Raw genomic sequence first — 22,821 nt, forward strand, 5'->3', positions numbered from 1 at the left:
GAAGCGACCAACAAAAAGAATGCCGGGCACTGGCCCGGCATTCTCTGCATCTGATATCAAAGGATAACGAAGCGTCTTATTTCTTCTTCGGCACCTTCGGAACGGCGGTCTTTTTCGTAGACGCCTTGGTTTCCTTCAGCGCTTCGACCTCAGGTTCGGCCTTGGCAGCCTTTTTCACCTTCGGGCGAGGCTTGGCGATCACGTCGCCATCGTCAACCTCGGCGGCAGCGATTTCGGCTTCCTTCTGCGGCTTGACCGGCGTGGCATCGGCCACGCAATCGAGCTTCAGTTCCTCTTCGCCATCCTTCATGACCGTGCCGACCTTGACGACACCGCCCTTTTTCAGCTTGCCGAACAGGATCTCATTGGCCAACGGCTTCTTGATATGCTCCTGGATGACACGGCCGAGCGGACGTGCGCCCATCTTTTCGTCGTAGCCACGGGTGGCGAGCCAAGCAACAGCCTCTTCCGCCAGATCGAAGGTAACGCCACGTTCCGAAAGCTGTGCTTCCAGCTGCATGACGAATTTCTGCACGACCTTGTGGATGACTTCGCTTGGCAGCGGCGCGAACGGAATGATCGCATCGAGACGATTGCGGAATTCCGGGGTGAACAGACGGTTTATTGCCTCTTCATCCTCACCACTACGCTTCGACGATCCGAAACCGATGGCCGATTTCGCCATTTCCGATGCGCCGGCATTGGTCGTCATGATCAGGATCACGTTGCGGAAGTCGATCTTCTTGCCATTGTGATCCGTCAGCGAGCCATGGTCCATGACCTGCAGCAGGATATTGTAGATATCCGGATGCGCTTTCTCGATTTCGTCGAGCAGCACGACGCAATGCGGATGCTGGTCGACACCATCGGTCAGCAGACCACCCTGGTCAAAGCCGACATAGCCGGGAGGTGCACCAAGCAGGCGCGAGACCGTATGGCGCTCCATATATTCCGACATGTCGAAGCGCAGCATCTCGACGCCGAGAGACGAGGCGAGCTGCTTGGCCACTTCGGTCTTGCCGACGCCGGTCGGACCGGAGAAGACGTAAGAGCCGATCGGCTTGTTCGGCTCGCGCAAGCCGGCCCGAGCCAGCTTGATCGCCGTCGACAGCGCATCGATGGCGGCATCCTGACCGTAGACGACCGAGCGCAGCTCCTTGTCCAGGTTGGCAAGAACCAGTTCGTCATCCTTCGACACGGTCTTGGCCGGAATCCGAGCCATGGTGGCGATGGTGGCTTCGATTTCCTTTTCGGTGATCAACTTGCGCCGACGCGAGGCCGGGAGCAGCATCTGTGCCGCGCCGGTTTCATCGATGACGTCGATTGCTTTATCCGGCAGCTTACGGTCGCTGATATAGCGGGCCGACAGCTCGACAGCCGTCTTGATCGCCTCGTTGGTGTACCGCAGCTTGTGATAGTCTTCGAAATAGGGCTTCAGGCCCTTCATGATCTCGATGGCATCGTCGATCGATGGTTCATTGACGTCGATCTTCTGGAACCGCCGCACAAGAGCCCGGTCCTTTTCGAAGAACTGCCGGTATTCCTTGTAGGTCGTCGAGCCGATGCAGCGGATCGCCCCGGAAGACAGAGCCGGCTTCAACAGGTTCGACGCATCCATGGCGCCGCCCGAGGTCGCGCCAGCACCGATGACCGTATGGATTTCATCGATGAACAGCACGGCGCCGGGATAATCTTCCAGCTCCTTGACGACCTGCTTCAATCGCTCTTCGAAATCACCGCGATAGCGAGTGCCGGCCAGCAGCGTGCCCATGTCGAGCGAGAAGATCGTCGCATCGGACAGCGCTTCCGGCACCTTGCCTTCGACGATCCGCTTGGCAAGACCTTCGGCAATGGCCGTCTTGCCGACGCCAGGGTCACCGACATAAAGCGGATTGTTCTTAGAACGGCGGCACAAAACCTGGATCGTCCGGTTGACCTCGTCGTGACGACCGATCAGCGGGTCGATCCGGCCGGTTTTGGCCTTTTCGTTCAGATTGACGCAATAGGCCTTGAGGGCTTCCGGCTGTTTCTTGGCCGGGCCTTCCTCCTGCTCGCGCTGCGGCTTCTGGCTGGCTTCGCTTTCTTCCTCGACGCCGCGTGGCGGACGAGCGGTCGAAGCACCCGGCCGTTTGCCAATGCCATGAGAGATATAGTTGACCGCATCGTAGCGGGTCATTTCCTGCTCCTGCAGGAAATAAGCCGCATGGCTTTCGCGTTCAGCAAAGATCGCCACCAGCACATTGGCACCGGTCACTTCCTCGCGTCCAGACGATTGGACGTGGATCACGGCGCGCTGGATGACGCGCTGGAAGCCCGAGGTCGGCTTCGAATCCTCGTCGTAGCCAGTCACCAGATTGGCCAGCTCGTTGTCGATGTAGTCGCTTACGGTCTTGCGCAATACGTCGAGGTTGACATTGCAGGCGCCCATTACAGCGGCTGCATCAGCATCGTCGATCAACGCCATCAGCAGATGTTCAAGGGTCGCATACTCGTGGTGCCGCTCATTGGCATAGGTCAGTGCCTGATGCAGCGCCTTTTCCAGGCTCGGAGAAAATGTTGGCACGGTCAGATCCTCATTTCTTTTCCATGACGCATTGCAGCGGATGCTCGTGCTGCCGCGCGAAGTCCATGACTTGGCTTACCTTGGTTTCGGCGACCTCATAGGTGAAGACGCCGCATTCCCCTACCCCGTGGTTGTGTACATGCAGCATGACGATTGTGGCTGCGTCCCTGTCTTTCTGAAAGAAACGCTCCAGGATGTGAATGACGAATTCCATGGGAGTATAGTCGTCATTCAGCAGCAGAACACGATAAAGATTAGGCTTCTTGGTCTTCGGTTTAGTGCGCGTGATCACTGACGTTCCCCTGTTGGGGCCGTCATTGTTACCCTGCGCTTGCATGACGATCGATTGCACGATCATTTCCATCCATTCTCCCGAAACCCGGCCATTTCATCGCGTCAGGCGAATCCCGCCGAGCCTCACAGATTCTATAAGGTAGTCTATTTTTCTCCGATTTTAAGCCCATCCGCCCACACTGCAAAGAGAATTGAGCAGACGGGTCAAAAAACTCGCCCCGGATAACTTCCTGGGATATTATCCTCATCCCCAGGAGCCGTCACCTGGAATGATGCAACGAAGACCTTGGTCTAAGGATAGCTGGCAAGAAGCCGACGGAGATTTCGCATCTTAAGATAAGAACGACGAATTCATTTTCCAGCCTCGAACAGTCTGTTGTCGCATTGCGAACAAAGCCCGTTTGCGGTCTGTCGACCGCCGCGACCTAGGCACCGCTGTCCATCTATAAAGCCGAACGCTCTCTCAACCTCGGCGCAATCACTGATCAGATTATGACCATGCACTGTCAGCACTGCCCGAAGCTGACTATACGAGGCGCTCATTGTCCCTGAAACGCAAAACGGCCACCCGTTAGGGTGACCGCTTCGGCAATTATCAAGATAAAATGATCAGGCTGCGGCTGCAGCCGGCACGATCTTGGAGGAAGCCCGGGCAATCGGAGCTTCGTAAGGCTTGTAGGCGGTTTTAGCCAACTCGACATACATTTCGCCGATCTTGGTGGCTTCAGCCATGAAGCTCTCGAAGGAGGACTTGGCATACTTCGTCTGAAGCTCCAGCACCGTTTCAATGCTGCGCGCAGCGGTCAGCTGCTCGACGAGGCCAGTCACTTCCTGGAAGGACTTCTTCTGGTATTCCTGGGTCTCGGCAGCGATGGCCTGAAAGCCCTTGGCGACTTCGGAATAGTTCTTCACCATCGTATCGACGGCTTCTTTGCTCTTTTTATTGACGTCTTCGAAATTCAGCATGAGAGCACTCCTTTTTCCTCTGCCATGGGGAACATTAGGACAAAATTCGTCCTTAAGGTCAAGCGAAATTGTGCGGTGCGTCATCGCGACATAGTTGCACACCATGAGGAACGAACAAGGGCGGCCCCTTTCGAAGCCGCCCTTCATCATTAAATATCAATAGGTCTATCCTTTTAGAGATACAACCTGAGATCAGAGATCCACGTCCAAAATAGCCATGGAAAAATTATAGGAGAGGTCGCCATCTTCCTCATCCTTGAACACGACGCCGAGAAACTCATCGCCAACATAGACTTCCGCCGAGTCATCCTTGCGCGGCCGCGCCTTGACGGCCATGGTCGGGTTGAAAGTCCGCTTGAAATAAGCGTCCAGCTTCTTGATTTCGTCAGCTTTCACAAAAATCTCCATTATGGCCGGCGCGGCGCGGACGATCTGCGATCACCACTGCGCAACGCTCACAAAATGTCCAGCACGACGGTGGCCTGCGCCTGCCGAACCATGCCCTTGCGGCCCGCTTGTCGCATCGCCAACCGAGCCTGTAAAGCCGGGATCGGGTCACTGCCCCCGCTTTTGAGGGATAATGCCGGTAACCCCTTTATGGTTAAGGCTAAAAAACATCGCGAGGCGAAATTGCGACCGCGTCGCGTGATGCGGGTGACGGCCGGTATCCGGAAAATCCCAGTTATACCGGCCATCGCGTCGCCTCAATTGTCCTCGGATACCATCTGGTTCATAGACCGGGCGGGCTCGGCGCAGCCGGCCTCGCCGACCACCCTTGCTGGAACGCCTGCCACTGTCATGCCAGCCGGAATCGACTTCAACACCACCGATCCTGCCGCCACCCGCGAGCAGCAACCAATCTCGATATTGCCAAGTACCTTGGCACCGGCGCCGATCAGTACGCCATTGGCGATCTTGGGATGACGATCCGCGCCCTCCTTGCCAGTGCCGCCGAGTGTCACGCCATGCAGGATAGAGACATTGTCGCCCACCCGCGCGGTTTCGCCAACCACGAGGCCCGTTGCATGATCAAGAAAGATACCACGGCCGATACGGGCTGCAGGATTGATATCCGTCTGGAACACGCTTGAGGCGCGGCTTTGCAGATAGAGCGCGAAATCCCGCCGCCCCTTGTTCCACAGCCAATGGGCCAGCCGATGAGTCTGGATGGCGTGAAAGCCCTTGAAATACAGAAGTGGCTCGATGAACCGCAGGCAGGCTGGATCGCGGTCGTAGTAGGCCTGGATATCGACGCGCAGCACCGAACCCCATTCCGGCCAATCCGCCAGCATGTCCCCGAAGGTCTGGCAGAGCAGGCTGGATTGCAGATCGGCATGATCGAGCCTTTCGCAGATCCGGTAGATCACGCTGTCTTCGAGCGAACGGTGGTTGAGCACCGTCGAATAAAGGAAAGCGGCGAGTAAGGGATCATGCTCAGCGGCGCTTCGGGCCTCTTGGCGCATACTATCCCAGATCGGGTCCAGGGGCTGGATCGTGTCGCGTGTCATAAATTCCGGCACAGCCGCCATGACGGTCTCCTCATTGACGTTCACGGCGCATTATATAGATGATCTACGACCGAGACCAGATGGGGACATGACATGAAAAAAGCGCGGACATTCGCAGACAACGGCATCCGCGTGGCGGCCCAGGATGGCATTGGGGCGTTGATCATCGACAATCCGTCACGCAAGAACGCCCTCACCCAAGCCATGTGGCGCGCCATTCCGACTGCCATCGACTGGTTGCTCGATGATGCCCGCGTGCACGCAATCGTCATGACAGGTGGCGGCCATACCGATTTTTCTGCAGGGGCCGATATTTCGGAGTTCGATACCGTGCGGGCGGATGCGGGCCTCGCCCGCATCTATGAAGCCGACAACAGCAGTGCCTTTGAAGCCATCCGCGAGGCAAGGGTGCCGGTTATCGCTTCCCTCCGCGGCGTCTGCTATGGCGGCGCCTTCGGGCTTGCCGCCGCCGCAGACCTGCGGATCGCCGACGACACTGCCGTCTTTGCGATTCCGGCCGCACGGCTCGGGCTCGCCTATCCCGCAGATGCTGTGGCCGATCTCGTCCGCGCGCTCGGTGGCCAGATGGCGCGGCGGGCCCTGTTTACCGGCCAGGCCTTTCCTGCCTCAAGCCTTATGGCCTGCGGTTTCCTCAGCGAAGTCGTTGTCGCCGACTCGTTGGATGGCGCCGCCTTTTCGCTTGCCAAAACCATTGCCGCCAATGCGCCACTATCCGTCATCGCCGCCAAGATGGCATTGAGGGCAACGGAGGCGCAGGACGAACGGCTGTTGACCGAGGCCGCCGTGCTTGGTGCCGCGACCTTCGAAAGCGCTGACTATCGCGAAGGCCGCGCTGCCTTCCGTGAGAAGCGCCAGCCGGTCTTTACCGGGGAATAGAGGGGCTGATCAGCCCTCCAGTTCGGCATAGAATTCCAGTACGGCCTGTTTAAACACGCGGTCGCCAACGGCAAGCATGTGATCGCGTTTGGGAATGTCGATGGCGCGGGCGTTAGGCATCAGCGCCGCAAGCTCATGGGGTGATCCCGCGATATCGTCGACCGTGCCCACACCGATCAGCACCGGCATGTCGATCCGCGCCAGTTCGGCGGTAGAGACCAGATCCCGCGACGTGCTGATGCAGGCGGCAAGCGCCAGTCGGTCGCTGCGGGTCTGGTCGGCAAAGGCGCGGAACATCCGGCCGCGCTCGTGGGTGACATCGTCAAGCGACGGCGCCAGCAAGGCCTCGGCAATCGGATCCCAATCACCAACGCCAGTGCTGATGCCGATGCCGAGCCCGCCGAACACCAGGGACCGAACCCGGTGCGGAAAATCCAGCGCCATGAAGGCGGAGATCCGCGCACCCATCGAGTAGCCCATCACATGGGCCTCGGCCAAACCGAGATGATCGAGCAGAGCGGCGGCATCCGACGCCATGTTTTCGGGGTGATAGAGTTCTGCCTCATGCGGCTTGTCGCTCTGGCCATGGCCGCGATTGTCGATGGCGATCACCCGGTGGCCGGCATCCCCAAGCGTCTTCAGCCAGCCGGGATGAACCCAGTTGACCAGCGCACTGGATGCAAAACCGTGAATAAGCAGCACCGCCGGGCCAGATGGATCGCCCTCGTCGAAATAGGCAAGCTCCAGACCGTCGTGACGGAAGCGGGAAAAGGATGGGGCATTGAGGTTCATCGCATTCGGTCCAGTTCGATCGAGGGTCGGTCTTCAAGGTTGCGTCTGCTGCATAAGGGGTAACCGGCCCGATGTTCAAGGGCGGGATTTAGAGCATAGATGTCTCCAGACCACTGCAAATGCGTGGCAGCACCGGCAAAAAACTCCAGGGGCTACGGCGCATTGCCCCTACCCATTTTGAAAAAAGGCGGATAATGTCGCGCGGAAATCAGCCACGGCTGGGCGTCATCCAGCATGCCGCCCGCGCATCGTGGCACATCATCTTCCTGTGGATTTCCGACGGTGTACCGCTGCGGAAATTGCGCAACAAGGCATTCGGAGCAGAGACATGGCCGGTCATTCCATTCCCCATTTCCAGAACGACGGCGGACATCGGCTGATCGAAATCGGCGTCAAGGAATTCATGTGCACGGGCGCATCCGTTCCCTTCGACCACCCGCATATCTTTATCGACCTTGGCCACGAGACCGAGAAGGTCTGTTCCTATTGCTCGACACTCTACCGTTACAATCCGAGCCTGAAGGCGACCGAGACCAACCCGCCAGGCTGCGTCTTCCACGTCAAGGCTGCCTGAGCATCAGTCGCACCTAGACGGAACAGGCCGCGCGTCGGCTTGCTGATATACAAACAATAACAAATCGATCTGCAGCCTGCTTGATTCAATGTGACAGCGCAGGCTGCGGGCCCGGGAACGGATCACCCCATGTCCACGAAAACCGTGGCGATCGTCGGCGGCGGCATAGCCGGCCTCGCCGCATCCCTTTGCTTTGCCCGTCGGGGCATTGCCAGCCGGATATTCGAAAAGACCGCTGATTTGCAGGAAGTGGGCGCCGGCCTGCAACTAACGCCCAATGTGACGTGGATCCTTGATGAACTCGGCATCCTCGCCGCGCTCAAACAGCGCTGGCATGAGCCGCAAGTGGTGGCACTCGCCTCGGGTATCAGCCTGAAAAGGCTTTGCGCCGTACCAGTCCAGAACCATGCTCAATCCGTCTGGAACGCTCCGTATGGCGTGGTGCACCGCGCCACCCTGCAGCGGGCGCTTCTCGATGCCGTAGAAGCCAATCCGCTCTGCTCGTTGATCCTTGGCCAACGGGTCGAAAGTCCCGACGCCCAGATCCTGCGCAACCCCGTAACCGGTGAGCGGCCCGACCTGCTGATTGCCGCCGATGGGGTCTGGTCGCGGCTGCGCAATTTCGTGACAGGCGGTCCCGATGTCAGCTTCAGCGGTTCCATTGCCTGGCGAATGACCATTAAGGAAGCCAGCGCGCCAGCCTTTCTCGACCGCGATGCCGTTACCGCCTATCTCGGGCCGAGATCGCATATGGTGACCTATCCGCTGCGCGAGGTTGGCAGCATCAATATTGTGGCGATCGGCGCCGGTATCAATCCTGGCGAAGGCTGGGCCGCACAGACCGGAGCCAACCAGGGCCCGTTGCTGGAGCGCGCCTTCCGCGGCTGGAACAGCGGCATCCGGGCTATGCTGGCCACTCCGCACGACACCACGTTCTGGCCATTGTTTGAAGCCGGCCCGGGACGCTGGCAGAACGGCCGCGATCTGGTGCTGATCGGCGATGCCGCCCACGCCATGCTGCCGTTTTCCGCCCAGGGCGCGGGAATGGCTATTGAAGATGCCTATGAGCTAGCTGGCCTCGTGGCAGAGAAGCCGCGCGCGGACGCTCTACCCGCTTACGAACAGCGTCGGCAAAAGCGGGTCTACAGCGTGCGCAAGCGCGGTGCCATCAACAAATTCGCCTATCACGCTCGTGGTCCGCTCCAACTCGGTCGCGACATGCTGCTGTCGCTACGGTCGGGCGACAGCTTTGCCCGCGACCTTGACTGGCTCTACGGATATCGTCCCGCTTCGCCATGATAGGACTGCCGGACCGGTCTTAAGACCGAAGCGCCCGGCACTGCCATCTTCTGCGTCACACCTTCGCAGCCGCCTCAAAGCCACGTTCCAGGTCAGCCTGCAGATCGACCACATCCTCGAGACCGATCTGCAAGCGGATCAGCGGCCCTGTCGTCGGCGGTTTGGCAATGGTACGTCCGCCAACATTTGCAACGACGGCAAGGCTTTCGTAACCACCCCATGACCACCCAATGCCAAAAATCTGCAAGGCGTTCAAAAAGGCGTGCGCCCTCAGCTTGAAGCGGGTCGGATCATTTTCCGCCAAGACAAAAGAAAACAGCCCGGATGCGCCCTTGAAATCACGCTTCCAGAGTGCGTGACCCGGAAAGCTTGGAAGCGCTGGATGCAGCACACTCGCCACGTCATCGCGCGCTTCCAGCCATTGAGCGATCTCACGGGCGCTGCGATCGTGATGGGCAAGGCGCACCGCCATGGTGCGCAGCCCACGCAATACCATGTAGCTGTCTTCCGCCGAACCGCAGAGGCCCATCGCGCCGTAGGCCGCCTTCAGCGTCGGCCAGCACGCGGCATTGGCCGAAACCGTCCCCATCAAGATGTCGGAATGCCCGGCCGGATATTTGGTCGAGGCCTGCATCGACAGATCCACGCCAAAATCGAGGGGGCGAAAATAGAGCGGCGTTGCCCATGTATTGTCCATGCTGACCAAAGCGCCGTGGCGATGGGCAATCTCGGTCAAGATCCGGATATCCTGCATCTCGAGGGTATTGCTTCCCGGTGATTCCGTGTGAACCAGCTTGGTGTTCGGCCGAATCAACGCTTCGATTCCAGCCCCGATCGTCGGGTCGTAATATTCAACCTCAACCCCGAGACGCTTCAGCATCGTGTCGCAGAAATGCCGCGCAGGATCATAGACCGAATCGACCACCAACGCGTGATCGCCATGCGACAGGAAGGCCAAAAACGGTACGGTGATCGCGGCAAGGCCGGAAGGCAAGATGATGGTCCCGGCAGAGCCTTCCAGCGCGTCGATCGCCTCGCACAGCGCGTCCGTGGTCGGCGTCCCGCGCGTGCCATAGGTATATTTCTGCTGCGGCGGGTCCATGCTCTCAGCCGTGGCAAACAGAACGGTCGACGCCTTGACGATCGGCGGATTGACGAAGCCATGATAGCTCGACGGATCATGCCCTATGTGACAGAGCTTGGTATTGGTACCGGCCCCGGTCAGCCAATCTTTCTTTTCGGACATCGGTATTCACTGCCTTTCACTGTCTTGCCGCTGGCCGAACGAGCGCGGCAGCTTTCCTGCGGATCAAAGAAAACAACCTGCCCCACGAGCCAAAATTCACAAACTTTCTGTCCCGCTTTGTCGCCCGCCATCACGAGATCGGTCAAGCACCACATGCGTCATCAAGACAATGAAATTTCCGGATGCATTTTCCGTCTATTTTTTCATCATCCACTGCAGCTTTCATGGTTACGGCGCCTATAATCTGCGCAGAATCTCGGAATTGCCACTTTTCGGCGCAATTTCCACCCATCAACTCTTGACCATGAACCCATTTATGAATGTGATGGGGCAAGCTAGGGTTACAACCCAAGCACCGGCGTCATGGAGAGGGGCAACAGCCGTGTCGGACGCCGGAGGGAAGACAAACAGAAAAAAAGGTTGGGAAACATGAAAAAAACGCTCCTGTCCGCTGCGCTCGCCGCTGCGGCATTCGGTTTTGGCGCATCGGCAGCCTCGGCCGACACTTTGAGCGACGTGAAGGCAAAGGGCTTCGTACAATGCGGCGTCAGCCAGGGCGTTCCGGGCTTCTCGGCTCCGAACGATAAGGGCGAATGGTCGGGTCTCGACGTGGACTACTGCCGCGGCATCGCTGCAGCCATCTTCGGAGATCCAACGAAAGCCAAATTTACGCCTCTGTCGTCCAAAGACCGCTTCCCGGCACTTCAGTCCGGGGAAATCGACGTCCTGACCCGTAACACGACTTGGACGATCAGCCGCGATACCTCGCTCGGCTTCAACTTCCGCTCTGTCAACTATTATGACGGCCAGGGCTTCATGGTCAAAAAGGGCCTCAGCGTAAAGTCTGCTCTGGAACTGTCGGGCGCTGCCGTCTGCGTGCAGACCGGCACGACGACCGAACTGAACCTTGCCGATTACTTCAAGGCCAATGGCCTGAAATACAATCCGGTCGTGTTCGAAAAGGAAGACGATGCTACGTCCGCCTATGACGCCGGCCGTTGCGACGTATACACCACCGACCAGTCCGGTCTTTATGCCATCCGTCTGAAGCTTAAGAACCCCGACGACAACATGGTTCTGCCGGAAGTCATTTCCAAGGAGCCGCTTGGCCCGGCCGTTCGCCAGGGCGACGACAAGTGGTTCGACGTGGTCAGCTGGGTTCACTATGCCATGGTGAACGCCGAAGAAGCTGGCGTGACGTCGAAGAATGTCGACGACATGAAGACCAACGGCAGCCCTGACGTGAAGCGCATGCTTGGCGCCGAAAGCGGCAGCAAGCTCGGCACGGACCTCGGTCTGAAGGAAGACTGGGCTTATAATATCGTCAAGTTGGTCGGCAATTACGGCGAAGTCTTCGACCGCAACGTCGGCGCTGGTAGCCCGCTGAAGATCGCCCGCGGCGTAAATGCCCTGTGGTCGAAGGGCGGCTTCCAGTACGGTCCGCCTATCCGCTAAACCGTCGCGACCGATAGCAAGTCAAACCTAGCCTTTCTGGGGAGGCGGTGTCCGCACCGCCTCCCCATTGCAAAACGGCAGGGAAATATACGCCCGAAAAGGGTGACGAAGGGGAAAAAGCCTCGATGGCAATTCAGGATTCGAGCTCGTCCAAAACAGGATCGGCTGGCACAGCGTCGCTGATCTACGACCCGAAAGTGCGCGGACTATTTTACCAGGTGGTCACATTGTTGGTTCTGATCGCCTTCATCTGGGCGGTCGCCAATAACACCATCCACAATCTCCAAAAAGCCAATATCGCCTCGGGTTTCGGCTTCTTGCAAGGCCGGTCCGGCTTTGACATCGGCCAGCAGCTGATCAGCTACACGAGCGACTCCACTTATGGACGCGCGCTCATTGTTGGCCTGCTGAATACGCTGCAGGTCGCCATAGCCGGCATCATTACTGCCTCCATCATCGGCTTTGCCGTCGGTTTAGGGCGGCTGTCGCACAATTGGCTAATTGCCAAGATCTGCCAGGTCTATGTTGAAATCTTCCGCAATATTCCGCCGCTGCTGGTTATCTTCTTCTGGTATCGCGGCGTTATCGCCATCCTGCCGCAGGCGCGCGATTCCATTGCGCTGCCATTCGACATCTATCTGAACAACCGCGGTCTGACTTTTCCCAAGCCTATCTTCGGTAATGATGCATTGTTGCTTCTGCCGGCCATCCTGATCGGTATCGTCCTTGCCATCGTCATTGCAAAATGGGCGCGCAAACGTCAGATGGCGACCGGGCAGCAATTTCCGATCCTCTGGTGCTCGTTGGCGCTGGTTATCGGCCTGCCATTGCTGGTCTTCTTTGCGATCGGCATGCCGTTGACATTCGACCTTCCGATCGTCGGTCGCTTCAACATGCAGGGCGGCTCCGTCATCGGGCCGGAATTCACCTCGGTCTTCCTGGCACTGTCGTTCTATACCGCAGCATTCATCGCCGAAATCGTCCGCGGTGGCATCAAGGCCGTATCCAAGGGCCAAACCGAAGCCGCGAGCGCGCTTGGTTTGAAGCATAGCCATACGTCACGGCTCATCGTCGTGCCGCAGGCGATGCGGATCATCATTCCACCGCTTACCAGCCAATATCTCAACCTCACGAAGAACTCCTCGCTCGCGGTCGCCATCGGCTTTGCCGATATCGTGGCAGTCGGCGGCACCATCCTCAACCAGACCGGTCAGGCCGTAGAGGTGGTAGCAATCTGGCTCGCCGTCTATCTGACGATCAGCATCAGCACAGCAATCTTCATGAACTGGTTCAATGCCAAGATGGCGCTGGTCGAGAGGTAAAATCATGGCAACAGAGTTCAAAACCTACGTCCGCCAGGAAATGGTTCCACCGTCTCCTGCACCCGCCGGCCAGATCGGCCCGACCGCCTGGATCCGCAAGAACCTGCTTGCGACCCCTAAAGACGTCGTTCTGACCATCCTCGCAATTGCGCTCCTGGCGTATATCTTGCCAGGGATCATCGACTGGCTGTTCATTCATGCCGTCTGGACGGGGACAAGCCGCGTCGCATGCCTCACCGTCTCCCAGGGCGGCGCCCTGCCAGATGGGACGGTCGGCGCCTGCTGGGCCGTGGTCGGCGCCAAGTTCCAGCAGTTCATCTTCGGCCGCTATCCAAGTGAGGAAATCTGGCGTCCGATCACCGTCATGGTGGTGTTCGCTCTGTTGCTCGTGCCGATGCTGATGCCGAAGGCACCGTTCAAGGTGACCAACGCTATCCTGCTGTTCATCGTCCTGCCGGTCGTGTCATTCTTCCTGCTGATCGGCGGCTTCGGCCTTGAACATGTAGAAACGGCACGCTGGGGTGGCCTGATGATCACCCTGATCCTGTCTTTCTTCGGGATCGCGGTATCTCTGCCTGTGGGCATCATCCTGGCACTCGGCCGCCGCTCGACCATGCCTGTCATCAAGATGCTCTGCGTCGTCTTTATTGAGGTGATCCGCGGCATTCCTCTGATCACAGTGCTGTTCATGGCCAGCGTCATGCTGCCGCTGTTCCTGCCTGATGGCTGGACCTTCGACAAGCTGCTGCGCGCCCTCGTCGGCGTCTCGATCTTCTCGTCTGCCTATATGGCTGAAGTCATTCGCGGTGGCTTACAGGCCATTCCGAAGGGGCAGTTCGAAGGGGCGGATTCGCTTGGGCTGAGCTACTGGCAGAAAATCTGGCTGATCATCCTGCCGCAGGCGATCAAGCTGGTCATTCCTGGCATCGTCAACACCTTCATCGGCCTGTTCAAGGACACGTCGCTGGTGTCGATTATCGGGATGTTCGACCTGTTGGGTATCGTTGTTCTCAACCTGTCGGACTCCAATTGGGCCACGCCCGTCACCGCCGTCACTGGCCTGGTGTTCGCAGGCTTCGTCTATTGGCTGTTCTGCTTCAGCATGTCACGCTACTCGCATTTCATGGAACGGCACCTCGATACCGGCCACAAGCACTAAGGCCATCACTATTGGCATCGGTCCGGCCCAACCGGGCGGATGCCGCTCTCAATCGCTTCGTTTGCATGGCATGACCGGTCCGCGGTTTTCCGGCAAACTTTACTACTAGGAACTTGAACAATGGCTGAAGCTCAATCCTCCTCCGGGAAAGCCCTTAACCCGACCGCCATCGAACTGATCGGCATGAACAAGTGGTATGGCGAATTCCACGTCCTCAGAGACATCAACCTCAAGGTCGCCACCGGCGAACGCATCGTCATCGCAGGCCCGTCAGGCTCTGGGAAATCGACGATGATCCGTTGCATCAACCGGCTTGAAGAGCATCAGACCGGCCAGATCATCGTCGACAATATCGAACTGACCAGCGACCTGAAGAAAATCGATGAAGTGCGCCGCGAAGTCGGCATGGTGTTCCAGCACTTCAACCTGTTCCCGCACCTGACCATTCTGGAAAACTGCACGCTGGCGCCGATCTGGGTGCGCAAGATGCCGAAGAAGCAGGCGGAAGAAGTCGCCATGCACTATCTTCAGCGTGTCAAGATCCCGGAACAGGCCAATAAATATCCTGGCCAGCTCTCCGGTGGCCAGCAGCAGCGCGTCGCTATCGCCCGCGCGCTCTGCATGAAGCCGAAGATCATGCTGTTCGACGAGCCTACCTCGGCACTCGACCCGGAAATGGTCAAGGAAGTGCTCGACACCATGGTGAGCCTTGCTGAAGAAGGCATGACCATGCTCTGCGTCACCCACGAAATGGGCTTCGCCCGCCAAGTCGCCGACCGCGTGATCTTCATGGACCAGGGCCAGATCGTCGAGCAGAATGCGCCTGCCGAATTCTTCGACAATCCGCAGCACGAGCGCACCAAGCTGTTCCTCAGCCAGATCCTGCACTAATCAAGTCTGGAAAGCTGGAGCCAAGACATTGAGGCACTGCGGCTTGATCGCCGCAGTGCCTCTTTCATGTCCTCGAATGTCTAACTGAACGTCATAGCCACCGGTGCAGGTGGCTGCAGATGTGCCGCTTTCGCCAGCGACAGTAGCAGCGGCTCCTGGAACGGACGCGCCATCAGATCAAGACCGACGGGCAGGCCATCGGAAAGGCCAACGGGCACGTTGATGGCGGGCCAGCCAATCGCCGAGGCCAGGACACCGTTGCGCTCAGGCCTGGAAGCTTGACCGATATTCAAGGCGGCCCGATGCTGCGCCGGATAGGCGAAGGCTTGCAAGCCGTGGTCATCAATCAGATTTTCGAGCACCTGCTGAATGGCTTGGGCAGCGGCTTTCTTCCTGGCATAGATCACCTGGCTTTCCGGCCGCTCCGCATCGAGCGCCACGGCTAGTAGCTGCTGCATCGTCGCTTGCGGCCAGCGGCCATCATCGACATAAGCCTTGAAACTGGAAATGGGTGCTTTGTCTCCCAGCCCCTCCAGCCAGCTATCGAAGGCTTGGTGGAACTCGTAGGCGTGCAGAGCGAGATCGGCATAGAGAGCAGCCGAATCAAAATGCGGATCGGAGAGCTCGATGATCTCGGCGCCCTGCCCTTCCAGTCGCTCCAGCGCAGACTTCAAGACGGCGTTGACGCCCAGATGCTCTTCACCTTGGCCAAACAGACCTGAGAGCACGCCGATACGCATGCCCTTCACGTCTGGCCACCGACAAGGATGCAGGTTGTCAACATCGTAATCTTTGGCGGCCAAGGTCACCGCATCAGCGGGATCAAAACCCACGATGAACCGCAGCGCCCGGGCGAGATCATCGACCGTTGATGCCAATGGCCCAAGCACATCCATGGTCGGAGACACCGGGATGACGCCGCTGCGCGAAACCAGACCTCTCGTTGGCCTCAGCCCCAGGATGCCGCAGACATTGGCAGGATTGCGAATCGAGTTGACCGTTTCCGTGCCCAACGCAAACGTGCAGGCGCCGGTAGCCACTGCTATGGCCGAGCCGCCGGAGGAACCCGCCGGTGTTCGCGCTGGGTCATAGGGATTGCGCGATTGGCCACCAAGCGAACTCAGCGTGCTGCCCCCTCCCGCCAGTTCGTCGAGGTTTGTCTTGCCGATCACCACCGCCCCCTGCCGCTTGAGCGCCTGCAGCGCAAACGCGTCTGAGTGCGGCACGTAACTTTGCAGCGCGACGGAGCCACCGGATGTCGCAAGACCAGCCGTTTCGATGTTGTCCTTCACAGCAATCACCATGCCCCGAAGGGGAAGGTGCTCGCCATCAGCGTGCCGCTGGTCCACGGCAGAAGCTTCATCTCGGGCATGGAGATTAGGGCGAATGAAGGCGTTGAGATGCCTGAACCGCTCCGCATTTTCGAGACAGCGCTCGACCGCGTCGAGAGAGGACCCCTTTGCCGCTTCGTCACTGTCGACAGCCATGCATTCCCTCGCGTCAAAATACCGGCGTGATTATGCCGATTTAAAAGACAAAAGGAGCCAACCTTTCGGCGGCTCCTTTCAATAGTCGTTGAACCAGACCTCCGGCCAACCGCTACGGCGGCTAGCCGATAGCAACCAGACTCAAGCGGCTTCGATCGCCTTTGCCACGGCTTCGATCGCCTCATCGGCCTTGGCGCCGTCAGGGCCACCGGCCTGGGCCATATCCGGCCGGCCGCCGCCGCCCTTGCCGCCGAGGGCAACCGAGGCAACGCGCACCAAATCCACGGCAGACATCTTCGCTGCCAGATCGGCGGTAACGCCAACCACGGCGCTAGCCTTGCCATCTTCGGCAACAGCGATAAGCGCGACAACGCCGGAGCCCAGCGCGGTCTTGGCCTCATCAACCATTCCCTTCAGATCCTTGGCGTCGATGCCGGCCAATTGCTTGCCGATGAACTTCACGCCAGCGATGTCACGCGGCACATCGGCACCACCAGCCGCACCGCCGCCCATGGCGAGCTTGCGCTTGGCATCGGCCAGTTCCCGTTCCAGCTTGCGGCGCTCGTCCACGAGAGCTTCGACGCGTGAGACGACATCGACGGGCTGTACCTTGAGAGCAGACGCCAGTGCCTTCACCCGTTCGTCCTGCTCTGCCAGATAGGCGCGGGCCGATTCGCCGGTCAACGCTTCGATACGGCGCACGCCGGCGCCGACAGCGCTTTCGGCGACCAGCCGCACGAGACCAATATCGCCTGTCGCAGACACATGCGTGCCGCCGCAAAGCTCAAGCGAATAGGGCTTGCCAGCCTTGTCGCCACGCACTGCCGTACCCATCGACACGACCCGGACTTCATCGCCATATTTCTCGCCAAACAGTGCCATCGCGCCCTCGGCAATCGCATCGTCAACCGCCATCAAACGGGTGCTGACAGGGCTGTTCTGGACGATGATCTCGTTGGCCATCTCCTCAACAATCTTCAGCTCCTCCACCGTCACCGGCTTCGGATGGGAAATGTCGAAGCGCAGCCGCTCCGGCGCCACGAGAGAACCCTTCTGGGCCACATGGCTGCCGAGCACTTCGCGCAGTGCCTCATGCAGAAGATGGGTGGCGGAATGGTTGGCGCGCAACCGCGACCGGCGGGCATGGTCGACGTTAAGCGCTACGACAGCGCCAGCCTTGACGGTGCCTTCACGCACCGTGGCGACATGCACGAACACACCCTCGCCCTTCTTCAGTGTATCCCGCACGTCAAGAACGAAGCCATCACCGGAAATCGTGCCGGTATCGCCAACCTGACCCCCGGATTCGCCATAGAAAGGCGTCTGGTTGACGACGACCTGGACGTCCTCACCTGCCGCCGCTTCGGCAACCACGGCTCCGTCGCGCACCAATGCCTGAATTTCGCCTTCGGCGCTCTCGGCGGAATAGCCGAGGAATTCGGTCGCGCCATGCTTTTCCTTGAGCTCAAACCAGACCGTCTCGGTCGCCTTGTCACCGGAGCCGGACCAATTGGCGCGGGCTTCGGCCTTTTGGCGCTGCATGGCATCGTTGAAGCCGGTAAGATCGACGCCGATACCACGGGCGCGCAGAGCGTCCTGGGTCAGGTCGAGCGGGAAACCATAGGTGTCATAGAGCTTGAAGGCGGTTTCGCCGTCGATGCTGTCACCCTTGTTGAGGTTGACGGTCGCATCCGACAGCAGCGCCAGACCGCGCTCCAGTGTCTTGCGGAACCGGTTTTCCTCAAGCTTCAACGTCTCGGAAATCAGCGCCTCGGCGCGGACCAGTTCCGGATAGGCGCGGCCCATCTGCTGAACGAGAACCGGCAGCAGCTTGAACAGCATCGGATCGCGGGCGCCGAGCAGTTCCGCGTGGCGCATGGCGCGGCGCATGATCCGGCGCAGCACATAGCCGCGACCTTCGTTGGACGGCAGCACACCATCGGCAATCAGGAAGGCGGACGAGCGCAGATGGTCGGCGATAACCCGGTGGCTGGCCCGGCGCTCGCCTTCAGCCGGAACGCCTGTCAGGTCGACCGACGCGTCAATCAGAGCGCGGAAAAGATCGATATCGTAATTGTCGTGCTTGCCCTGCAACAGCGCTGCAACGCGCTCCAGGCCCATGCCGGTATCGATCGACGGACGCGGCAGATCAACGCGCTGCTCCTTCGTGACCTGCTCATACTGCATGAAAACCAGGTTCCAGATCTCGATGAACCGATCACCATCCTCGTCGGCGGAGCCCGGAGGACCGCCCCAGATATGATCGCCGTGATCATAGAAGATTTCAGAGCAGGGACCGCAAGGACCGGTATCGCCCATCGCCCAGAAATTATCGCTGGTCGCAATACGGATGATCTTTTCTTCCGGCAGTCCGGCAATCTTCTTCCACAGGCCGAACGCCTCGTCATCGGTGTGATAAACCGTCACGCAGAGCTTGGTGCGGTCGATACCGAATTCCTTGGTGATCAGGTTCCAGGCCAGCTCGATGGCGTTTTCCTTGAAGTAATCGCCGAAGGAGAAGTTGCCGAGCATTTCGAAGAAGGTGTGATGGCGGGCGGTATAACCGACATTGTCGAGGTCGTTGTGCTTGCCGCCGGCGCGCACGCATTTCTGCGCCGTTGCAGCCCGCGAATAGGGGCGGTTTTCCAGGCCGGTGAAGACATTCTTGAACTGCACCATGCCAGCATTGGTGAACATCAATGTCGGATCGTTGCGCGGCACAAGCGGGCTCGACGCAACGACTTCGTGACCATTGGTCTTGAAGTAATCGAGGAAGGTCGACCGAATATCATTTACGCCGCTCATGGGATGCCCTTGGGAATAAGTGTCCGATGCTGGACAGACGTCAGAAAACAACGGCTTTTATCGTCCGCCATGGCGCCTGTCCAGCCTGTCAACGGAAAAGGGCCGGAGATCACATCCCCGGCCCCGAAAGACATATCAGCCTGACCGAAATCAGGAGGCTATTCGATGACTCAGGCGTCGTCGGAGCCGACGCCGTCATTGGCATCCGGACCGCCATTTTCCAGGAAGCGCTCGGCGATCAAACCGGCGTTCTGGCGCAGCGATACCTCGATCTCATCGGCAACGGCCGGATTGTCGCGCAGAAAGATCTTCGCATTTTCGCGACCCTGGCCGAGACGCTGGCTATTGTAGGAGAACCAGGCACCAGACTTCTCGACAATCCCGGCCTTGACGCCGAGGTCGACCAGTTCGCCGGTCTTCGACACGCCTTCGCCATACATGATGTCGAATTCGACCTGCTTGAAGGGCGGTGCCATCTTGTTCTTGACGACCTTGACACGGGTCTGGTTGCCGACAATCTCTTCCCGGTCCTTGACCGCGCCGATACGGCGGATATCGAGGCGCACGGAAGCGTAGAATTTCAACGCGTTACCGCCGGTCGTGGTTTCCGGCGAGCCGAACATGACGCCGATCTTCATGCGGATCTGGTTGATGAAGATCACCATGCAGTTCGAGCGCGAGATCGAGCCGGTCAGCTTGCGCAGCGCCTGGCTCATCAGGCGGGCCTGCATGCCCGGCAGGCTGTCGCCCATTTCGCCTTCGATTTCAGCCTTCGGCGTCAGCGCGGCAACCGAGTCGACCACGAGAACGTCGATGGCGCCGGAGCGCACCAGCGTGTCGACGATTTCAAGAGCCTGCTCTCCCGTGTCAGGCTGGGAGATCAGCAGGTTGTGCAGATCAACGCCGAGCTTGCGGGCATAGACCGGGTCCAGCGCGTGTTCGGCGTCGACAAAGGCGCACACGCCGCCCTTCTTCTGGGCTTCCGCAATGGTCTGCAGAGCAAGTGTCGTCTTACCCGAGCTTTCCGGACCATAAATTTCAATAACGCGGCCCTTGGGCAGGCCGCCAATCCCGAGCGCGATATCGAGGCTCAGCGAACCCGTCGATACGGTTTCCACTTCCACGATCTTCTCGTTGGCGCCGAGCTTCATGATCGAGCCCTTGCCGAACGACCGCTCGATCTGCGACAGAGCCGCTTCCAATGCCTTGCTTTTATCCACCGATTTGTCCTCTACGAGCCGCAAAGAATTTTGTGACATTTGAACCACCTTTAGGTTATTGAAGCCGCGTAGGCAACGAAACAGCAGACACGGATTATGTACATGTTTTGTTCTGCTTTTTCAAGCCCCGTTCAAGTCCTTGCATTCATTTTTGAATCCGGCGCGTGTTCTCTTAATGTTTCCATAGGTTTGGCCGAGTGGAAATATTCGGCGCCGCCCATCGCGACGGGCAAATTTGTCGCCATCGCGATTCGAAACTCAGCCGGCTGCGGAGGCCTTTTTCCATGACTGTCGACATTCTGGTTCTTGGCGGGGCGCATATCGATCGGCGAGGTCGCATTGACGACGAGACGGCCCCCGGCGCCAGCAACCCCGGACGATGGCTGGAGGAGCCGGGCGGCGGCGGTTTCAACGCGGCAAGGGCGCTGGCGCGACTCGGCCTATCCGTTGCGATGATCAGTCCGCGCGGCGGCGACGGCCTCGGCGAGCAGGTGGCCGCCGCAGCCCAAGCTGCCGGGGTCGACGACAGACCTTTCGTGTTTCTAGACCGCAGTACGCCGAGCTATACCGCCATTCTGGAGCGGGACGGCAATCTGGTTATCGGCCTTGCAGATATGGATCTCTACCGGATGTTCAGTCCGCGCCGGCTGCGGATACGCGCCGTGCGGGGTGCATTTTCGGCTGCCAAACTCATCCTCGTCGATGCCAATCTCCCGGCGGAAACACTGGAAGCAATTGCTGTTCTGGCGGCAAGCCTGTCGAAGCCGCTCTTGGGCATTGGCATCTCCCCGGCCAAAGTGGTGCGCTATACCGGCTGCCTTGGGAAGCTGGACATGCTTTTCCTCAATGGCGCCGAAGCTGCCGTTCTTGCGGGTTCCCGCCCGGATGATCCGACTGAATGGCCGCAGCTGCTGCGGGCCAAGGGCTTGCGCGGCGGCGTGGTCACCAATGGTCCCGGGCCCGTGATTGCCTTTGACGATAGCGGCGACTATGCCCTCACGCCGCCTGCGCTGGAGAAACTGGCCGACGTCACCGGGGCGGGCGATTCGCTTTGTGCCGGCGTGACATCGCAGCGCGTGCATAGTGCAGCCTTGCCGCTTGCCTTGCGTCATGGTGTTGCCTTGGCCGGGCTGACCCTGCTATCTGACAAAGCTACCGCCGAGGATCTGACTCCAGACCGCCTCGCCGCGCGCCTTGCCCTGGTCGGCGAGCCGCGCGCCCTGTCCAGCCAGCCGAGTGCCCTTTTATGACCCGTTCGATCTCCCCGCTCCTGCCCATCGTCTATGCGCGCGAAGTGGCTGCCGCCAAGGCCCGCAACGCGCCCGTCGTTGCGCTCGAATCCACCATCATCACCCATGGCATGCCCTATCCGCGCAATGTCGAGATGGCCCGAAGCGTCGAGGCGATTATCCGCGACGGCGGCGCCGTGCCGGCGACCATCGCTGTGATCGAAGGCGTCCTTCATATTGGGCTTGAGCCCGAGCAGCTGGAAAAGCTGGCGCAGATGACAGACGTGATGAAGGTCTCGCGCGCCGACCTCGCCTTCGCCATTGCCGAGCGCCGCACCGGCGCGACCACCGTTGCTGCAACGATGATTGCTGCCGCCCGCGCCAATATCGCGGTCTTCGCCACCGGCGGCATCGGCGGCGTGCATCGCGGCGCCGAAGAAAGCTTCGACATCTCCGCCGACCTCGAGGAACTGGCGCGCACGCCCGTTATCGTCGTCTGCGCTGGCGCCAAGGCGATCCTCGACATTCCAAAGACGCTGGAAGTGCTTGAAACCCGCGGCGTGCCTGTCATCACCTATGACAGCGACGTGTTCCCCGCCTTTTGGTCGCGCGATTCGGGACTGAAGAGCCCGCTGAAGCTGGAGAGCCCGGCGGCAATCGCCAATTTCCAGAAGACCCGCGACCAGCTCGGCATTGACGGCGGCATGCTGATTGCCAATCCCGTGCCGGAAGAAGACGAAATTTCCCGCGAGGAAATGGAAATCTATATTGGTCGCGCGCTGGCGAGCGCCGAGCGCGAAGACGTAACCGGCAAGGCCGTGACGCCCTTCCTGCTCGATGCGATCTATCACCTCACCGATGGCCGCAGCCTAGTGACCAATATCGCCCTCGTTGAAAACAACGCACGCCTGGCGGCCGAGATCGCCGTCGCTATGCTCTGAGCCGCAGATAACGTGGATGCTCGGGACAATCCCGGGGGTCCGCCGTCACCTCCGAAAGCTTGTCAGGTTCAGCTCGAGCCAGACAAGCTTTCACTTTTTTGGGGCGACGTCTGTCTTTTCGGGAAAACATGAACCCACTTTTCCCTGACAAACTTAGAACGACAAAACCCATT

General features: G+C 59.4%; 20 protein-coding genes. 9 read left to right on the forward strand and 11 right to left on the reverse strand.

All coding sequences use genetic code 11. The features are described from left to right. Nucleotides 1-76 precede the first annotated feature (76 nt). From clpA to cysE, 5 genes are all read right to left on the reverse strand, one after another. Nucleotides 77-2,563, reverse strand: coding sequence for an ATP-dependent Clp protease ATP-binding subunit ClpA (gene clpA, locus BJF91_RS11915; protein ID WP_075614748.1), 2,487 nt, complete (start codon nt 2,561-2,563; stop codon nt 77-79). Between the two features lie 10 nt (nt 2,564-2,573). After that, nucleotides 2,574-2,921: an ATP-dependent Clp protease adapter ClpS gene (gene clpS / locus BJF91_RS11920; RefSeq protein ID WP_075615588.1), complete on the reverse strand. Its 348-nt coding sequence runs from the start codon at nt 2,919-2,921 to the stop codon at nt 2,574-2,576. Between the two features lie 545 nt (nt 2,922-3,466). Further along, entirely contained in the window at nt 3,467-3,823 is a 357-nt protein-coding gene (locus BJF91_RS11925; RefSeq protein WP_075614749.1) for a phasin family protein, read from the reverse strand. A 192-nt stretch (nt 3,824-4,015) separates the two neighbouring features. Beyond that, nucleotides 4,016-4,219: a DUF3126 family protein gene (locus BJF91_RS11930; RefSeq protein ID WP_075615589.1), complete on the reverse strand. Its 204-nt coding sequence runs from the start codon at nt 4,217-4,219 to the stop codon at nt 4,016-4,018. A gap of 308 nt (nt 4,220-4,527) precedes the next feature. After that, nucleotides 4,528-5,352, reverse strand: coding sequence for a serine O-acetyltransferase (gene cysE, locus BJF91_RS11940; RefSeq protein ID WP_075614751.1), 825 nt, complete (start codon nt 5,350-5,352; stop codon nt 4,528-4,530). Nucleotides 5,353-5,424: 72 nt separating this feature from the next. Here cysE and BJF91_RS11945 point away from each other — a divergent pair, with 72 nt between their 5' ends. Then, the gene (locus tag BJF91_RS11945; protein ID WP_075614752.1) at nt 5,425-6,228 is read left to right on the forward strand and encodes an enoyl-CoA hydratase-related protein; all 804 of its coding nucleotides are present in this window, start codon (nt 5,425-5,427) and stop codon (nt 6,226-6,228) included. A gap of 9 nt (nt 6,229-6,237) precedes the next feature. On the opposite strand, the gene BJF91_RS11950 is transcribed toward BJF91_RS11945, so the two are convergent. Further along, the gene (locus BJF91_RS11950; RefSeq protein WP_075614753.1) at nt 6,238-7,020 is read right to left on the reverse strand and encodes an alpha/beta fold hydrolase; all 783 of its coding nucleotides are present in this window, start codon (nt 7,018-7,020) and stop codon (nt 6,238-6,240) included. A gap of 328 nt (nt 7,021-7,348) precedes the next feature. On the opposite strand from BJF91_RS11950, the gene BJF91_RS11955 reads away from it, so the two are divergent. After that, entirely contained in the window at nt 7,349-7,594 is a 246-nt protein-coding gene (locus tag BJF91_RS11955; RefSeq protein WP_075614754.1) for a zinc-finger domain-containing protein, read from the forward strand. Between the two features lie 129 nt (nt 7,595-7,723). Then, complete coding sequence (locus BJF91_RS11960) at nt 7,724-8,893, forward strand: FAD-dependent monooxygenase (RefSeq protein ID WP_075614755.1); 1,170 nt, start codon at nt 7,724-7,726, stop codon at nt 8,891-8,893. Nucleotides 8,894-8,948: 55 nt separating this feature from the next. On the opposite strand, the gene BJF91_RS11965 is transcribed toward BJF91_RS11960, so the two are convergent. Together BJF91_RS11965 and BJF91_RS25005 are read right to left on the reverse strand one after the other, a co-directional pair. Beyond that, nucleotides 8,949-10,139 (reverse strand): cystathionine beta-lyase, encoded by a 1,191-nt coding sequence (locus BJF91_RS11965; protein WP_075614756.1) that lies wholly within the window; start codon nt 10,137-10,139, stop codon nt 8,949-8,951. Further along, nucleotides 10,115-10,285 carry a hypothetical protein gene (locus BJF91_RS25005; RefSeq protein ID WP_162843862.1) on the reverse strand — a complete coding sequence of 57 codons (171 nt, stop codon included), beginning with the start codon at nt 10,283-10,285 and terminating at the stop codon, nt 10,115-10,117. Before BJF91_RS25005 ends, BJF91_RS11965 begins: the two co-directional genes overlap by 25 nt. 283 nt (nt 10,286-10,568) lie before the next feature. Here BJF91_RS25005 and BJF91_RS11970 point away from each other — a divergent pair, with 283 nt between their 5' ends. From BJF91_RS11970 to BJF91_RS11985, 4 genes are all read left to right on the forward strand, one after another. Next, the gene (locus tag BJF91_RS11970) at nt 10,569-11,594 is read left to right on the forward strand and encodes an amino acid ABC transporter substrate-binding protein (RefSeq protein ID WP_075614757.1); all 1,026 of its coding nucleotides are present in this window, start codon (nt 10,569-10,571) and stop codon (nt 11,592-11,594) included. A gap of 125 nt (nt 11,595-11,719) precedes the next feature. Next, complete coding sequence (locus tag BJF91_RS11975; RefSeq protein WP_075614758.1) at nt 11,720-12,916, forward strand: amino acid ABC transporter permease; 1,197 nt, start codon at nt 11,720-11,722, stop codon at nt 12,914-12,916. A gap of 40 nt (nt 12,917-12,956) precedes the next feature. Continuing rightward, the gene (locus BJF91_RS11980; protein ID WP_407639888.1) at nt 12,957-14,075 is read left to right on the forward strand and encodes an amino acid ABC transporter permease; all 1,119 of its coding nucleotides are present in this window, start codon (nt 12,957-12,959) and stop codon (nt 14,073-14,075) included. A 120-nt stretch (nt 14,076-14,195) separates the two neighbouring features. After that, nucleotides 14,196-14,966, forward strand: a complete 771-nt coding sequence (locus tag BJF91_RS11985; protein WP_075614760.1) for an amino acid ABC transporter ATP-binding protein — start codon at nt 14,196-14,198, stop codon at nt 14,964-14,966. 80 nt (nt 14,967-15,046) lie between these two features. Here BJF91_RS11985 and BJF91_RS11990 read toward each other — a convergent pair whose 3' ends face one another. From BJF91_RS11990 to recA, 3 genes are all read right to left on the reverse strand, one after another. After that, nucleotides 15,047-16,453 (reverse strand): amidase, encoded by a 1,407-nt coding sequence (locus tag BJF91_RS11990; protein ID WP_075614761.1) that lies wholly within the window; start codon nt 16,451-16,453, stop codon nt 15,047-15,049. Between the two features lie 141 nt (nt 16,454-16,594). Further along, entirely contained in the window at nt 16,595-19,258 is a 2,664-nt protein-coding gene (alaS, locus tag BJF91_RS11995) for an alanine--tRNA ligase (protein WP_075614762.1), read from the reverse strand. A gap of 170 nt (nt 19,259-19,428) precedes the next feature. Then, nucleotides 19,429-20,517, reverse strand: coding sequence for a recombinase RecA (gene recA / locus BJF91_RS12000; RefSeq protein ID WP_075614763.1), 1,089 nt, complete (start codon nt 20,515-20,517; stop codon nt 19,429-19,431). Nucleotides 20,518-20,762: 245 nt separating this feature from the next. Here recA and BJF91_RS12005 point away from each other — a divergent pair, with 245 nt between their 5' ends. Together BJF91_RS12005 and BJF91_RS12010 are read left to right on the forward strand one after the other, a co-directional pair. Continuing rightward, a complete protein-coding gene (locus tag BJF91_RS12005) occupies nt 20,763-21,728 on the forward strand; it encodes a carbohydrate kinase family protein (RefSeq protein WP_075614764.1) in 966 nt (321 codons plus the stop codon). Beyond that, complete coding sequence (locus tag BJF91_RS12010; RefSeq protein ID WP_075614765.1) at nt 21,725-22,648, forward strand: pseudouridine-5'-phosphate glycosidase; 924 nt, start codon at nt 21,725-21,727, stop codon at nt 22,646-22,648. Before BJF91_RS12005 ends, BJF91_RS12010 begins: the two co-directional genes overlap by 4 nt. Nucleotides 22,649-22,821: the final 173 nt, after the last annotated feature.

The sequence above is a fragment of the Gillisella taibaishanensis genome, from assembly GCF_001938985.1.
GTDB lineage: Bacteria > Pseudomonadota > Alphaproteobacteria > Rhizobiales > Rhizobiaceae > Allorhizobium > Allorhizobium taibaishanense.

Bases quoted from the DNA above. Each gene is read 5' to 3' on its own strand.
- clpS (WP_075615588.1), bottom strand. From the start codon at position 2,921: ATGATCGTGCAATCGATCGTCATGCAAGCGCAGGGTAACAATGACGGC.
- BJF91_RS11925 (WP_075614749.1), bottom strand. From the start codon at position 3,823: ATGCTGAATTTCGAAGACGTCAATAAAAAGAGCAAAGAAGCCGTCGAT.
- cysE (WP_075614751.1), bottom strand. From the start codon at position 5,352: ATGGCGGCTGTGCCGGAATTTATGACACGCGACACGATCCAGCCCCTG.
- BJF91_RS11945 (WP_075614752.1), top strand. From the start codon at position 5,425: ATGAAAAAAGCGCGGACATTCGCAGACAACGGCATCCGCGTGGCGGCC.
- BJF91_RS11950 (WP_075614753.1), bottom strand. From the start codon at position 7,020: ATGAACCTCAATGCCCCATCCTTTTCCCGCTTCCGTCACGACGGTCTG.
- BJF91_RS11955 (WP_075614754.1), top strand. From the start codon at position 7,349: ATGGCCGGTCATTCCATTCCCCATTTCCAGAACGACGGCGGACATCGG.
- BJF91_RS11960 (WP_075614755.1), top strand. From the start codon at position 7,724: ATGTCCACGAAAACCGTGGCGATCGTCGGCGGCGGCATAGCCGGCCTC.
- BJF91_RS11965 (WP_075614756.1), bottom strand. From the start codon at position 10,139: ATGTCCGAAAAGAAAGATTGGCTGACCGGGGCCGGTACCAATACCAAG.
- BJF91_RS11970 (WP_075614757.1), top strand. From the start codon at position 10,569: ATGAAAAAAACGCTCCTGTCCGCTGCGCTCGCCGCTGCGGCATTCGGT.
- BJF91_RS11975 (WP_075614758.1), top strand. From the start codon at position 11,720: ATGGCAATTCAGGATTCGAGCTCGTCCAAAACAGGATCGGCTGGCACA.
- BJF91_RS11980 (WP_407639888.1), top strand. From the start codon at position 12,957: ATGGTTCCACCGTCTCCTGCACCCGCCGGCCAGATCGGCCCGACCGCC.
- BJF91_RS11985 (WP_075614760.1), top strand. From the start codon at position 14,196: ATGGCTGAAGCTCAATCCTCCTCCGGGAAAGCCCTTAACCCGACCGCC.
- BJF91_RS11990 (WP_075614761.1), bottom strand. From the start codon at position 16,453: ATGGCTGTCGACAGTGACGAAGCGGCAAAGGGGTCCTCTCTCGACGCG.
- alaS (WP_075614762.1), bottom strand. From the start codon at position 19,258: ATGAGCGGCGTAAATGATATTCGGTCGACCTTCCTCGATTACTTCAAG.
- recA (WP_075614763.1), bottom strand. From the start codon at position 20,517: ATGTCACAAAATTCTTTGCGGCTCGTAGAGGACAAATCGGTGGATAAA.
- BJF91_RS12005 (WP_075614764.1), top strand. From the start codon at position 20,763: ATGACTGTCGACATTCTGGTTCTTGGCGGGGCGCATATCGATCGGCGA.
- BJF91_RS12010 (WP_075614765.1), top strand. From the start codon at position 21,725: ATGACCCGTTCGATCTCCCCGCTCCTGCCCATCGTCTATGCGCGCGAA.